General features: G+C 62.6%; 14 protein-coding genes. 9 read left to right on the forward strand and 5 right to left on the reverse strand.

Annotated features, from left to right (window positions below; genetic code table 11):
- Positions 1–66 precede the first annotated feature (66 nt).
- Complete coding sequence (locus tag BLW71_RS10515; protein ID WP_177205000.1) at positions 67–1,359, reverse strand: lactonase family protein; 1,293 nt, start codon at positions 1,357–1,359, stop codon at positions 67–69.
- A gap of 232 nt (positions 1,360–1,591) precedes the next feature.
- Here BLW71_RS10515 and BLW71_RS10520 point away from each other — a divergent pair, with 232 nt between their 5' ends.
- A complete protein-coding gene (locus BLW71_RS10520; RefSeq protein WP_073429502.1) occupies positions 1,592–1,744 on the forward strand; it encodes a DUF3096 domain-containing protein in 153 nt (50 codons plus the stop codon).
- 231 nt (positions 1,745–1,975) lie between these two features.
- Here the strand turns inward: BLW71_RS10520 and BLW71_RS10525 are convergent, their stop codons facing one another.
- On the reverse strand, positions 1,976–2,221 hold the full coding sequence (locus BLW71_RS10525; RefSeq protein ID WP_091796119.1) for a hypothetical protein: 246 nt from the start codon (positions 2,219–2,221) through the stop codon (positions 1,976–1,978).
- A 228-nt stretch (positions 2,222–2,449) separates the two neighbouring features.
- On the opposite strand from BLW71_RS10525, the gene BLW71_RS10530 reads away from it, so the two are divergent.
- Both BLW71_RS10530 and BLW71_RS10535 read left to right on the forward strand, forming a co-directional pair.
- Complete coding sequence (locus BLW71_RS10530) at positions 2,450–4,330, forward strand: glycoside hydrolase family 15 protein (RefSeq protein ID WP_091796122.1); 1,881 nt, start codon at positions 2,450–2,452, stop codon at positions 4,328–4,330.
- Between the two features lie 180 nt (positions 4,331–4,510).
- Positions 4,511–5,788, forward strand: coding sequence for a polyhydroxyalkanoate depolymerase (locus BLW71_RS10535; protein ID WP_091796124.1), 1,278 nt, complete (start codon positions 4,511–4,513; stop codon positions 5,786–5,788).
- Between the two features lie 115 nt (positions 5,789–5,903).
- On the opposite strand, the gene BLW71_RS10540 is transcribed toward BLW71_RS10535, so the two are convergent.
- On the reverse strand, positions 5,904–6,536 hold the full coding sequence (locus BLW71_RS10540; RefSeq protein WP_012432273.1) for a TetR/AcrR family transcriptional regulator: 633 nt from the start codon (positions 6,534–6,536) through the stop codon (positions 5,904–5,906).
- 225 nt (positions 6,537–6,761) lie between these two features.
- Between BLW71_RS10540 and rsxB the strand changes: the two genes are divergently transcribed.
- The 3 genes from rsxB (at position 6,762) to BLW71_RS10555 (ending at position 8,868) form a co-directional block, all read left to right on the forward strand.
- Positions 6,762–7,601: an electron transport complex subunit RsxB gene (rsxB, locus tag BLW71_RS10545; protein WP_091800700.1), complete on the forward strand. Its 840-nt coding sequence runs from the start codon at positions 6,762–6,764 to the stop codon at positions 7,599–7,601.
- 19 nt (positions 7,602–7,620) lie between these two features.
- The gene (nth, locus tag BLW71_RS10550; RefSeq protein WP_091796126.1) at positions 7,621–8,265 is read left to right on the forward strand and encodes an endonuclease III; all 645 of its coding nucleotides are present in this window, start codon (positions 7,621–7,623) and stop codon (positions 8,263–8,265) included.
- 168 nt (positions 8,266–8,433) lie between these two features.
- On the forward strand, positions 8,434–8,868 hold the full coding sequence (locus tag BLW71_RS10555; RefSeq protein WP_035551992.1) for a DUF1841 family protein: 435 nt from the start codon (positions 8,434–8,436) through the stop codon (positions 8,866–8,868).
- A gap of 129 nt (positions 8,869–8,997) precedes the next feature.
- Here BLW71_RS10555 and BLW71_RS10560 read toward each other — a convergent pair whose 3' ends face one another.
- Both BLW71_RS10560 and BLW71_RS10565 read right to left on the reverse strand, forming a co-directional pair.
- Positions 8,998–9,381: a c-type cytochrome gene (locus BLW71_RS10560; protein ID WP_091796128.1), complete on the reverse strand. Its 384-nt coding sequence runs from the start codon at positions 9,379–9,381 to the stop codon at positions 8,998–9,000.
- A 58-nt stretch (positions 9,382–9,439) separates the two neighbouring features.
- The gene (locus tag BLW71_RS10565; RefSeq protein ID WP_007175710.1) at positions 9,440–9,808 is read right to left on the reverse strand and encodes a c-type cytochrome; all 369 of its coding nucleotides are present in this window, start codon (positions 9,806–9,808) and stop codon (positions 9,440–9,442) included.
- 460 nt (positions 9,809–10,268) lie between these two features.
- Between BLW71_RS10565 and BLW71_RS10570 the strand changes: the two genes are divergently transcribed.
- The 3 genes from BLW71_RS10570 to BLW71_RS10580 all read left to right on the forward strand — a co-directional run bounded on the left by BLW71_RS10570 (position 10,269) and on the right by BLW71_RS10580 (position 13,668).
- Positions 10,269–11,111, forward strand: coding sequence for an AAA family ATPase (locus BLW71_RS10570; protein ID WP_007175711.1), 843 nt, complete (start codon positions 10,269–10,271; stop codon positions 11,109–11,111).
- Between the two features lie 112 nt (positions 11,112–11,223).
- Complete coding sequence (locus tag BLW71_RS10575; protein WP_091796130.1) at positions 11,224–12,399, forward strand: vWA domain-containing protein; 1,176 nt, start codon at positions 11,224–11,226, stop codon at positions 12,397–12,399.
- A 48-nt stretch (positions 12,400–12,447) separates the two neighbouring features.
- Entirely contained in the window at positions 12,448–13,668 is a 1,221-nt protein-coding gene (locus BLW71_RS10580) for a benzoate/H(+) symporter BenE family transporter (RefSeq protein ID WP_091796132.1), read from the forward strand.
- The last annotated feature ends 292 nt before the right edge of the window (positions 13,669–13,960 follow it).

Consider the following 13,960-nt stretch of genomic DNA (forward strand, 5'->3'; position numbering starts at 1 on the left):
GCTTGAACAACAAGCGGCCGCATTTTTATTCAGCGCACATAGTCAAATCACACGCTTCGTCATCGCTTACGACGGCGAGACCAGTTTGAAATCCACCGGCGATCCAAGCTCGAAGTGCTTCGGATTCGCTTCGAGCAAACCGCTCTGTTGATCGCGTTTGAACACATACACGGTATCGCTATTCTGATTGCCGACGATCAGCCAGTTGCCGGTCGGATCGATCGCGAATTCGCGCGGCGACTTGCCGAGGCTCGATTGATGCCCGATCTTCCTGAGATGCCCGTTGGTCGGGTCCACCGAAAAGATCACGATCTCATTCGCGTCGCCGCGATTGGTGGCATACAGAAAGCGCCCGTCCGGCGACAGATGAATCGCCGCCGCGCCTACCGCGCCCTTGAAGCCCGGCTCGGTCAGCGGCACGGTCTGCACCTGCGTGAGCTTGCCGCCGTCGTAATTGAACGTGCTGACCGTGGCGGCCAGTTCGCTGGTCAGATACGCGTGCTTGCCGTCCGCGCCGAACACCAGATGGCGCGGCCCCGTGCCCGCTTTCTCCTGGGTGTAGCGCCAGTCGGTCGGGCCGAACAGGCCGCGGCTGCCATCAGGTGTGTAGCGGTACGAGTACAGCTTGTCCGCGCCGAGATCCTGCGCGAACAGATAGTGGCCGTCCGGCGAGAACACGGTGGAGTGAACGTGCGAATTGTCCTGGCGGCCCTTCACCGGACCACCGCCTTCGTGATGCACCGTGAGCACGGACGCGCCGACCTGGCCGTCGGCCTGCAACGGAAACACGGCGAAACTGCCGCCCGGGTCGGCTGCCACTGAGTAGTTCGCGGCCAGCAGATATTTGCCGTCCGGCGAGAGGCTCAGATAGCACGGATCATTGCCGTCCGCCGACACCTTGTTGAGGAACGTCAGCTGGCCGCTCGCGGCGTCGAATCGAAACGCGCTGATGCCGCCGCGCTGGGAGGCCGGGCCATTGTCACCGGGCAGTTCGTTGACCGCGTAGACGAAACGGCGGTCGCGGCTCACCACAAGATACGACGGATTGACCGTCTGCGCGACCGAGACGCGCGTCGCTTCGCCCGTCTTCGTGTCGAAGCGATAGACGTACAAGCCTTCACTCCTGGCGCCGGTGTACGTGCCGACCAGCATGTCGTAGACACCGTCGGCGGGAACCGGGCCGGAATCTTGCGCAAACGCGTGCGAAGCAACAATCGAGACCATGAGCGCGAAACCTTTTATTATCGAGCGGGCGGAGCGCGACGGAGCAGCTTGCCCCGCGCGTTGTGAAGTGCCATCAACAGCAGGCAGGTGAGAACCTGCAACGGCACGCGTCGCGGCCCGGTGACGACGAAGCATATGACCTCCTGTTCATTCGTTATTGGGTTGAACCGGTTGTAAGAGTGTCTCTGGTCTGCCGCGCCATCGGTCGAGCGTTGTTCTTATCGAAAGAAGTATAAAAGCGTTGTGTCGGATCATGCTGTTAATGCGGCTGGCGGTATCCAGTGGATACGTCGAGCCGCAGCATAAGTAGCCATTGTCCCGCCTGACGGGGCATTTTTTCAATCGCGTCTCACTCTACGGAGTCTTCATGAACGTCACACTCAGTTTGGGCCCGCTGGTTTCGTTGATCGCCGGTATTCTGATTCTCGTCATGCCGCGCCTGTTGAACTACATCGTCGCGCTCTATCTGATCATCATCGGCATCATTGGGATCTTCGGCGTGGGGGCTTCGCACTTCTGAGGCTGGGCGGCACCCGCTTGCGCATGCATGAGACGCACTACCGGGCGCAGTCACGGCCCGGTGCCGTTCCGCTTCGCGGGCGCACACAAGGCGTGACGCAACGTCACGTGCGCGGGAGACGTGAACACGAGGGAAGCGATAAAACGCGGCGGCACGGCGAAGCGGTGTACCCTCGCCGCAAGCGCGATCAGATTGCGGTTACTGCGGCGCGCCGACCACGAAGGCCTGCGGTCAGCCGTTCGAAAGCTGGTCGAGGCGCAGACGTCCCTGCAACGAAAGAGCGCCCACGGCATAATTGCCATCGCCTTCCTGATAACGCCGGAAGCAGGCCCGTTCGACCAGAAAGGCGGCGGCTGCCAGCATGCCGTTGCGGCTCAGGCCCAGCCGGCCGTGATCGAGCGGCAACATCGAATCGTCGGCAAGCTCGCTGGCGGCCGAGAGAATCGTGATGCAATCGGATTTCGACGGGTTCAGCATAGCTTTGGTCCTCGGAAACGGCGTCTGTATGCGCCACGGGCGGGGCCGGTCCATCATCCGGAATGCTCCGGGCGTCGGCATGAAATCTGATTGTAGGCATTCGTTTGACAGATTACCAACTCGCGTTTCGCGGCAATGTGCGGTGAACCAAAGCGCATCGCGCGAGTCGGGTAAGAACAACGACACGCGCGGCGCTCCTTGCCGCGCGCCATACTGACTCCGCTCCCCATGCCCGCACACATCGAAGACTATGCGCTCGTCGGCGACGGCCACACGGCCGCGCTCATCTCCCGCGAAGGTTCCGTCGACTGGCTCTGCTGGCCGCGCTTCGATTCCGGCGCCTGCTTCGCCGCGCTGCTCGGCACGCCCGGCAACGGCCGCTGGCTGATCTCGCCGGTCTCGGACACGCCGCCCACCGTCACCCGCCGCTATCGCGGCGAAACACTGATTCTCGAAACCCATTTCGATACGCCCGAGGGCGCCGTCACGCTGGTCGATTTCATGCCGCCGGGCAATGGCTGGTCGGAACTGGTGCGGATCGTCGTCGGCCAACGCGGCACGGTGCGCATGAAGATGGAACTCGTGCTGCGCTTCGATTATGGTTTCTCGATTCCGTGGGTCGACCGCCTTAAGCACGACAGCGGCATCAAGGCGATCGTCGGGCCCGATACCGCCGTGTTGCGCACACCGGTCGCGTTGCGCGGCGAAGACATGAAAACGGTCGCCGAATTCACCGTCAGCGAAGGCGAGCGGGTGCCGTTCTCACTGGCTTATTCGCCCTCGCATCTACGCATTCCGCCGGCGCGCGACCCGCATACGTCGCTTGCGCGCACCGAGAACCACTGGCTCGAATGGTCGGCGCGCAGCACGGTCGAAGGACGCTGGGCCGAGCCGATCCGCCGCTCGCTGATCACGCTCAAGGCGCTCGCCTACGAGCCGACCGGCGGTATCGTCGCCGCGCCCACGACTTCGCTGCCGGAGCAACTCGGCGGCACCCGCAACTGGGACTACCGCTATTGCTGGCTACGCGACGCCACGATCACGCTGCTCGCCATGATGCGCGGCGGCTACTTCGACGAAGCCCGCGCGTGGCGCTCCTGGCTTGGCCGCGTCATGGCCGGTGCGCCGGATCAGTTGCAGATCATGTATGGCATCGCGGGCGAGCGGCGTTTGCCCGAGTTCGAACTCGACTGGCTGCCGGGCTATCAGGACGCGAAACCGGTGCGGGTCGGCAATAACGCGGTCGGCCAACGCCAGCTCGACGTCTATGGCGAAGTGATGAATGCGCTGCATCTCGCGCGGGTCGGTGGCCTGCAGGCGGACGACACGGCGTGGAACGTGCAGCGCGCGCTGCTCTCCCACCTCGACACGATCTGGCGGGAACCCGACGAAGGCATCTGGGAAACGCGCGGCGGCCGCCAGCATTTCACCTTCTCGAAGGTGATGGCATGGGTCGCCTACGACCGTGCCATCCGCTCGGCGGAAATGTTCAAGCTCGACGGCCCGCTCGACGAATGGCGCGCCACCCGCGAGCAAATCCATGCGGAAGTCTGCGAAAAGGCATGGAATCCCGCGCTTAACGCGTTTTCGCAGTCCTACGGCACCGACCAGCTCGATGCGAGCGTGCTGTTGATGCCGCTGGTGGGCTTTCTGCGGCCGCAAGATCCGCGCGTCAAAGGCACCGTGGCGGCCATCGAGAAGGACTTGATGCATGACGGTTTCGTGATGCGCTATCGCACCACCGAATACGACGACGGCCTGCCGCCAGGAGAAGGCACGTTTCTCGCGTGTTCGTTCTGGATGGTGGACAACCTCGCGCTGCAAGGCCGCCTCGACGAAGCGATCGCCATGTACGAACGGCTGCTCGCGCTCTGCAACGATGTCGGTTTGCTCGCGGAAGAGTACGATCCGGGTGCGCAGCGCCTGGTGGGCAACTTTCCACAGGCTTTTTCGCATGTGGCCCTCGTGCATACCGGCCTGAACCTGATGAAGCACGAACAGGCGATGGCGCAGGCGACAGGGCAACCTCCCCATAACGGCACCGGAGAAACAGAACTTGATGTTGCGGCAAGCCCCGATAGCGGCACGGCAACATCGCCAGTAGCATGATTTAATGACAGTTTGCGTGGCAGCTGCACGCGAATTGCTGCATTGCACAATTGCGCTTAGTTCGATATGATCGATCAGACTGTCGGCCGAAAAACAATGTGCCCACAAACAAATTGGCCTGCCGCAACGCCCTGCGCGTGTTTGCGAAGCCCCATGCGAACCGCTTAAAACGGAGCACCCATGCTCTACCAACTGCACGAATTCCAGCGGGCTATGTTGAGCCCCCTCACCGCCTGGGCTCAGGCCGCGTCCAAATCCTTCGCGAATCCCGCCAGCCCCTTGGCCTATGTGCCGGGCGCCACGCGCCTCTCCGCCGGGTACGAATTACTCTACCGGCTGGGTAAAGATTACGAAAAACCCGAGTTCAATCTTCATCAGATTGTCAAAGACGGTCACAATATTCCGATCATCGAGCAGACGATCATCGAGAAGCCGTTTTGCCGCCTGATGCGCTTCAAGCGTTTCGCGGACGACAGCGACGCTGTTATCCAATTGAAAGATGAACCGGTCGTGCTGGTATGCGCACCGTTGTCAGGGCACCACGCCACGCTGCTGCGCGACACCGTGCGCACGTTGCTGCAAGACCACAAGGTTTACCTGACCGACTGGATCGACGCGCGCATGGTGCCGCTCGAGGCCGGCGAGTTTCATCTGGACGATTACGTCGCCTACATTCAGGAATTCATCCGCCACATCGGCGCGAAGAATCTGCATGTGATCTCGGTGTGTCAGCCGACCGTACCCGTGCTCGCCGCCATTTCGCTGCTGGCAAGCCGCGGCGAGGATACGCCGCGCACCATGACCATGATGGGTGGCCCGATCGACGCGCGCAAGAGCCCGACCTCGGTCAACTCGCTTGCCACGCAGCATTCGTATGAATGGTTCGAGAACAACGTGATCTTCACGGTCCCGCCGAATTATCCGGGCGTCGGCCGCAAGGTTTACCCGGGCTTTCTGCAGCACACCGGTTTTGTGGCAATGAATCCGGAACGTCACGCGGCGTCGCACTGGGACTTCTATCAAAGCCTGCTGCGCGGCGACGAAGACGACGCGGAAGCACACCGCCGCTTCTACGACGAGTACAACGCGGTGCTCGACATGGACGCGGACTACTATCTCGACACGATACGCGTGGTGTTCCAGGAGTTCAGCCTCGCCGAAGGCACGTGGGACGTCTCCGGCGAACGGGTGAAACCGCAGGACATCACGAAGACCGCGCTCTTCACGATTGAAGGCGAGCTCGACGATATTTCCGGCGACGGCCAGACCTATGCCGCGCACGAACTGTGTACGGGCATTCCGGAAGCAAACAAGCGTCACTTCACCGCGGAAAAGTGCGGCCACTACGGCATTTTCTCGGGACGCCGTTGGCGCACCATCATTTATCCGCAGTTGCGCGACTTCATCCTCGAGCACAACAAGGTGACGAAGGTCGCGAAGGAAAGAGTCGAAGCCTGAGCGGCGTACGCACAGCACGCGCATCACGCACAGCCAGTCGGCAACAACGGCCTCTTCGGAGGCCGTTGTCGTTTATGAGGATCCCGAAGCCTCCACCCGCGATTGACGCTGCAGCCTACTTGCGCAACAGATACGCGAGCAGCAACTCGGTGTTCATCTGAATCACTTCACTGCGCTCGCTTGCGCTGCTGAAATCGCGCCCGAGCGTGGCTTCGAGCGTGAAGCGATTCGACACGATGTAGTAGCCCATGCCGGACAGCGTGACATAGAAACGCAGCGGGTCGACATTGGTGCGAAACAGCCCCGCGCGTTGGCCGCGCTCGAGAATGCCGCCAAGCGTGGCGACGATCGGCGAGATCATTTCGCGGATGCGCGTGGACTTCTGCATGTAGCGTGCTTCGTGCAGATTCTCGTTGTTGATGAGACGCAGTAACTCGGGATGATCGCGGTAGTAATCCCAAACAAAATGCGCAAGACGCGTAATGGCCTCCACCGGCGCGATGCCGTTGAGTTCGAGCGTGCGCTCCGCTTCATTGAGCGCGCTGAACGCGTGCTCGAGTACGGCAGTGAAAAGCTGCTCCTTGCTACCGAAGTAGTAATAGAGCATGCGTTCATTCGTTTCCGCGCGGCGGGCGATCTGATCGACGCGCGCGCCGAATAGCCCACCATTTGCAAACTCTTCGGCCGCCGCGAGCAGAATGCGGCGCCGTGTGCCTTCAGGATCTCTTTTGATTTTCGGCTGATTCATGGTGGCATCGTCTTCGTGAGCCGCGTTATCCGGATCGCGCCGCCGGCCTCTCCTCGGGCCTTGCACCGACAGCACTGAACGGGCTGGTTGGGGGAACACCCTTCTGCGGTCTTTCGAAAAAGCGCTTCGATTATGGCACATGGATTGCGGATGGCAATTGGGGAAATCGGCGATAATGTGCTATTTAGTTCAAGCTGTGCGGCCGCAAGCCAAAAGCCCCACGTCGTGACCGTGACAGAAATCAAAACACTCGCAGATCGCATTGAAGATCTGCTCCCACAGACGCAATGCACCAAGTGCGGTTACCCCGCATGCCGCCCCTATGCCGAAGCCGTGGCGAGCGGCGAGGCCAATTACAACCAGTGTCCACCGGGTGGCGCCGAAGGCATCGCCCGGCTCGCCGCATTGCTCGGCAAACCGGTGATTCCGCTCAATTCCGCCAATGGCGTCGAACGGCCACGTCCGTTGGCGGTTATCGACGAACAAGTTTGCATCGGCTGCACGTTGTGCATGCAGGCGTGTCCAGTCGATGCAATAGTTGGCGCACCGAAACAGATGCATACGGTCATCGCAGAGCTTTGCACCGGCTGTGATCTGTGCGTGCCGCCCTGCCCGGTCGACTGTATCGCGCTACCGCCCGTGACCGGCAACGCAACCGGTTGGGACGCGTGGAGCCAGGCCCAGGCCAACGCCGCGCGCGAACGCCATGACCGGCGTGAAGCGCGTCTCGCCCGCGAACGTGAGGCCGCCGAGGCACGTGCCGCAGCGCGGCGCACAGGCAGCAGCCCGGCTGCTCAGGTTACCGAAACAACGCGAGCCGGCGCTGCGGTGACATCCTCCGCGCCCGCGGCGGAAGACGCCGAAGCAAAGAAACGCGCGATCATCCAGGCCGCGCTCGAACGTGCCCGCAAGAAAAAGGAAGAATTGGCCGCCAAGGGCCAAGGTCCGCTGAACACCGAACAGGTGAGCGCCGACGTCCAGGCCCAGATCGACGCCGCCGAAGCACGCCGCCGCCGTCTCGGACTCGCCGGCGACGACACCGGCACGCCGTCCGACAAGCGCTAACCGCACCTTCACGCCGAGCATGAACGCGAACAAACGCCGCGCCATCTATGAGACGCTTCAGAGTCTCAATCCGCACCCCACAACCGAACTCGAGTACACCACTCCGTTCGAACTGCTGATCGCCGTGCTGTTGTCCGCGCAGGCCACCGACGTCTCGGTCAATAAAGCCATGCGCAAGATGTTTCCGGTCGCGAACACGCCGCAGCAGGTTTTCGATCTCGGCGAAGAAGGCGTGGCCGGCTACATCAAGACCATTGGCCTCTATCGCACCAAGGCGAAGAACGTCATTGCCACCTGCCGGATTCTGCTCGACCAGTATGGCGGCGAAGTGCCCGAGGATCGCGAAGCGCTCGAAAGTCTGCCGGGCGTCGGCCGGAAAACGGCCAATGTGATTCTGAACACGGCGTTCGGTCATCCGACCATCGCGGTCGACACGCACATCTTTCGGGTTGCGAATCGAACCGGTCTTGCACCGGGCAAAGACGTTCGCGCAGTCGAGGCGGCATTGGAGAAATTCACCCCCGCCGAATTCAGGCAGGATGCGCACCACTGGCTGATCCTGCACGGCCGTTATGTCTGCAAGGCGCGCCGGCCGGAATGCTGGCATTGCGTGATCGAACCGCTGTGCGAGTTCCGTCCGAAAACACCGGCGCCGGACCTGTGAGCGTCGCCCGCCCGGCATGGCGGCATGGCGGCACGGCGGCACGGCGGCGTGGGCGCCCCAGCAGCCCGCGGCGCCGCGGCGTAAAATGACGGCCTGCCTCGTCGGCTTCATAGGCTGACGCTTCAACGACTTACGCTACACGCCCCAACTCCACGCACCGGTCCCACGATGTTCAATCCTAGCCGCGACGAAGTCCGTCTCTTCTTCACCGACACCTGGCGCAAGCAGCGTCAAGGCGAAATTCTCACGCCGCTGGAGGCAATCGCCGCCGACTGGATCGTCGAGCATCCCGAATATCACGCCGACCTGACCGACGGCGACGCCGCCCAGGCGCAGGACTACTCGCCCGAACGCGGCCAGACCAACCCGTTCCTGCATCTGTCGATGCATCTCGCCATCACCGAACAGTTGTCGATCGATCAGCCGCCCGGCATTCGCGCGGCGCACGAGCGGCTCGCCGCGCGCCTCGGCTCGACCCACGAGGCACAGCACGCCATCATGGACTGCCTCGGCGAAACCATCTGGGAAGCGCAGCGCACCGGCACGCCGCCGGACACGGACGCGTATCTTCAACGGATCGAGCGGCGCGCCACGCGCGACTGAGACCGGGGCCGAACGCGCAATACCGGACGCGCAACACCGCGCACACGAATCACCCCTCCAAAAGCACAACACCCCGCCGAGGCGGGGTGTTGTTCAATCTAAAAGCCGCGCGCAAACCACGCGACTCGCTTACTTCTTCTGCACCAGATCGCCGTTCAGCGATTCGACATAGGCTGCGATGTCTTTCATGTCGCTTTGCGACAGGCTTTGCACCTGCGCCTGCATGATCGCGTTGTTGCGACCGAAGTGCGGGTTGCCGTTGCCCATCTGGTATTGGCGCAACGACCAGTACACGTAATCGGAATGTTGACCGGCGAGCTTCGGATATTCCGGGCTCACCGGCTTGTTCAGGTTCACGCCGTGGCAAGCCGCGCAGTTGTGGCTGTCCGCCAGCACCTTGCCGTTGCCGGCGTCCGCGGCGTGCGCGAGGTTCGCTGCAATCAGACCGATCACTGCCGCCGACGCGCATGCAGCCTTGAACACCGTGTGGAGTGCCTGTTGGGGCTTATTCATGAATTCTCCTATCCCGCGAATTTAATAGCCGAGTGACTGGATGGATGACCGCAGCCGATCACTTGTCGGGATTGCTTTTCGAAGAGGAATTTTGCGCTGCGTAGTAAGCAGCGATGTCGGCGATGTCCTGGTCCGACAGCGACGCGGTAATGGCGCGCATCGTTTCGAAATGGCGGTCGCCCTTCTTGTAGCCATGCAGGGCGTTTTCGAGGTACGCCTGATTCTGGCCGCCGAGCATCGGCACGCGGTAGACCTCAGGGTAAGCCGTGCGGTATTCAGGGATGCCGTGGCAGCCGATACACATCGCGACCTTGCCTTGGCCCGCCTTAGCGTTGCCGACGACATCCGCTGCCTGCGCACTGGCCGCATAGCCCGCGAGCACCGACAGCGCTGCGATCACGACGTGTTTGCCAACGAATTTATTCATAGCATGTAACCTGGCTTGAGGGGAAACGGGCGACCAAAAGGCAACGGCCCGCGCCGTTATTCTTATAGGGTAGCCACGCAGGCCAAAAAAATCGGGCTAATTGTACCGCGACGCCGCGCCAAACGTCCACCGCGCGGGGCCGGCGGCCCATCCGGCAGGCGCAAAACCACGCCTAGCGCCGCTTTGCTCCGCCGTGCCTGACCGGCGCCGCGTGGCGGCCGCCTTCGCACGCCGAAGCGGCGCACCAATTCGCCACGGCATTCGCCGCCGCACCCACCCGATCCGCCCGGCGCGCCCGCCCACCGGGCCCGCCGGGCGAGCATCCGGGCCGCTCGCACGCGCCGCGCGCACCCTTGCTTCACGCTGCGACACCGCGGGTGACACCTTACGCGAGCCGGTTTCAGGCCAACAGGCCTTCTGACTTATACTGGGCTTTTTCCCCGAAAAAGAGCATCTCGCCATGCGTTTCGAAGGCTCATCGCAGTACGTCGCCACCGACGACCTCAAGCTCGCGGTCAACGCCGCGATGACGCTCAAGCGCCCGTTGCTGATCAAAGGCGAACCCGGCACGGGCAAAACCATGCTCGCCGAAGAGGTCGCCGCGGCGCTCGGCATGCCGCTCCTGCAGTGGCACATCAAGTCCACCACCAAGGCGCAGCAGGGTCTGTACGAGTACGACGCGGTCTCGCGCCTGCGCGATTCGCAGCTCGGCGACGAACGCGTCAAGGACATTCGCAACTACATCGTCAAGGGCGTGCTGTGGCAGTCGTTCGAATCGGAGGAGCAAACGGTGCTGCTGATCGACGAGATCGACAAGGCCGACATCGAATTCCCGAACGACCTGCTGCGTGAGCTCGACCGCATGGAGTTTTACGTGTACGAGACGCACGAGCTGATCCGCGCGAAACAGCGCCCGCTCGTGATCATCACCTCGAACAACGAGAAGGAATTGCCCGACGCGTTCTTGCGCCGCTGCTTCTTCCACTACATCAAGTTCCCCGACCCGGTCACCATGCAGCAGATCGTCGAGGTCCACTATCCCGGCATCAAGAAGGAACTGCTCGCGGCCGCCATGCAGAGCTTTTTCGAGTTGCGCAACGTCGCCGGATTGAAGAAGAAGCCGTCCACGTCGGAACTGCTCGACTGGCTCAAGCTGCTGCTCGCCGAAGACATTCCGCCCGAAGCGCTGCGCTCGTCCGACCAGAAGCAGATCATTCCGCCGCTGCACGGTGCGCTCCTGAAGAACGAGCAGGATGTGAGCCTGTTTGAGCGGCTGATCTTCATGAACCGCAATAACCGTTGAAAGATCGTCGACTGAGCGTCGGTTGATCATTGATCGGGCGCCGGGCAGTCGCCGCGAGGCCGCCATTGAAACGACCGCCGCCCTGACCACCCGAGCCCGCAGAGGACCCAGCATGCTGATCGATTTTTTCTACTCGCTGCGCGCCGCCAAGCTGCCGGTGTCGGTGAAGGAATACCTGACGCTGCTCGAGGCGCTCAAAGCCAACGTGATCGCTCCGTCGCTCGACGAGTTTTACTATCTCGCGCGCATGACGCTGGTCAAGGACGAGCAATATTTCGACAAGTTCGACCAGGCGTTCGGCGCGTATTTCAACGGCGTCGCACAGGCCTCGGAGCTCGCTTTCGACGTGCCGCTCGACTGGCTGAAGAAGAAGCTGCAACGCGATCTGTCGCCGGAAGAGAAAGCGCAGATCGAAGCCATGGGCGGCCTCGACAAGCTCATGGAGCGCCTGAAAGAACTGTTCGACGAACAGAAGGAGCGCCACGAAGGCGGCAGCAAGTGGATCGGCACCGGCGGCACGTCGCCGTTCGGCAATGGCGGCTATAACCCGGAAGGCGTGCGCATCGGCGGCGACGCGGCGGGCAACCGCACCGCCGTCAAGGTCTGGGAAGCCCGCGCCTATCGCGATTACGACGATCAGGTCGAAATCGGCACGCGCAATATCAAGGTCGCGCTGCGCCGCTTGCGCCGTTTTGCCCGCGAAGGCGCCGCCGAAGAACTCGACCTGCCCGACACGATCCGCAGCACCGCCGCGAATGCCGGCTGGCTCGACCTGAAGATGGTGCCCGAGCGCCACAACAAGGTGAAAGTGCTGATGCTGCTCGACGTGGGCGGCTCGATGGACGATCACATCAAGCGCACCGAAGAACTGTTCTCCGCCGCAAAAGCCGAGTTCAAGCATCTCGAGTTCTACTATTTCCACAACTGCGTGTACGACTTCCTGTGGAAGAACAACCGCCGCCGTCACGCCGAGCGCATGCCGACGTGGGACGTGCTGCATAAATTCACGCCCGACTACAAGCTGATTTTCGTCGGCGACGCGACGATGAGCCCGTACGAAGTGTTGCAGCCGGGCGGCTCGGTGGAGTACAACAATGCCGAAGCCGGCGCGGTCTGGCTGCGCCGTCTCGCCGATCATTTCCCGCATCACGCGTGGCTCAATCCTGAACCGGAAGGCCTGTGGGCGTACCGGCAGTCGGTCAGCGCGATCCGCGAAGTGCTCGGGCACCGCATGTACCCGCTCACGCTGGCCGGCCTCGAAACCGCCATGCGCACGCTGAGCAAATAGTCCGGTCACGTTTTCACGCTTTACCCTCCACGATAAGAAAGTATCTGCATGAGTCCGCTGTCATCGCCCGATTTGTCCCCTGCCGCGACACCGCCTGGGCGCCTCAATCCCTTCGCCGACACCTCTCTGTCCGCCATCGTCGCCGGTTTCGTCGCGATGATGACGGGCTACACCAGCTCGCTCGTGCTGATGTTCCAGGCGGGCCAGGCCGCGCATCTGACCGATGCGCAGATTTCGTCATGGATCTGGGCGCTTTCGATCGGCATGGCCGTGTGCACGATCGGCCTCTCGCTGCGTTATCGCGCGCCGATCGTGATTGCCTGGTCGACGCCCGGTGCGGCGCTGCTGGTGTCCTCGCTGCCGCATGTGCCGTACGCGGTGGCCATCGGCGCGTTTATCGTGTGCGCGCTGCTGCTCACCCTGGTCGGCCTGACCGGTTGGTTCGATACGCTGATGAGGAAAATTCCGGCGGGCATCGCCTCGGCCTTGCTGGCGGGCATCCTGTTCGAGATCGGCATCGAGATTTTCCGCGCCGCGCAGTTCCAGACCGCGCTCGTGCTGACCATGTTCCTCACCTATCTGGTCGTCAAACGGCTCGCGCCGCGCTATGCGATCGTGACGACGCTAATTGTCGGCACGGCGGCCGCCGGCGCACTCGGGCTGCTCGACTTCAGCCACTTTCACGTCGCGCTGGCGCATCCCGTGTTCACGATGCCGGCGTTTTCGGTGGCGGCCAGCGTCAGCATCGGGATTCCGCTCTTTGTCGTCGCGATGGCGTCGCAGAACGTGCCGGGTATCGCCGTGCTGCGCGCGGACGGCTACAGCACGCCCTCCGCGCCGCTGATTTCGACCACCGGCATCGCTTCGCTGCTGCTCGCGCCGTTCGGCTCGCACGGCATCAATCTTGCGGCGATCACCGCTGCGATCTGCACGGGCCCTGAAGCGCACGAAAACCGTGACAAGCGTTACACCGCCGCGGTCTGGTGCGGCATCTTCTACCTGATCGCCGGCATTTTCGGCGCGACCATCGCCGCGCTGTTCGCGGCCTTGCCCAAGGCGCTGGTGGTCTCCGTCGCGGCGCTGGCGCTGTTCGGCTCGATCATGGGCGGCCTCACCAACGCCATGCAGGACGTGAAACAGCGCGAGGCGGCGCTGGTCACGTTCATGGTGACCGCCTCGGGGCTCACGCTGCTGTCCATCGGCTCGGCATTCTGGGGGCTGGTGGCGGGCGTGGTGACGCAACTGGTATTGAACGCGCGGCGCGCCTGAGGGCCCGTGGTGCGCTGCGGCGGCATAATGGGTGGCAATGCCCTGCACGTCGTCACATCAACGGTGGCGGGCAACTGACGTTCGAAATCCGTTTGAACGGATTGCCGTGGCCAAGTGTCAACACTGCATCAGGCGATCGCCATAGAATAGAAGCATCCGGCAGCGTTTCCCGGCAACATGGCGGGCAATGCTGCAGCGTGACCCGCGGCCGCCGGAACTGATCTGTCTTTCAGACCGGCGGCGATCTCATTTCTCCTGAACCACGGCGCACGAGCGCCCTGAAGGCTCGAAC

The organism is Burkholderia sp. WP9, from assembly GCF_900104795.1.
Taxonomy (GTDB): Bacteria; Pseudomonadota; Gammaproteobacteria; order Burkholderiales; family Burkholderiaceae; genus Paraburkholderia.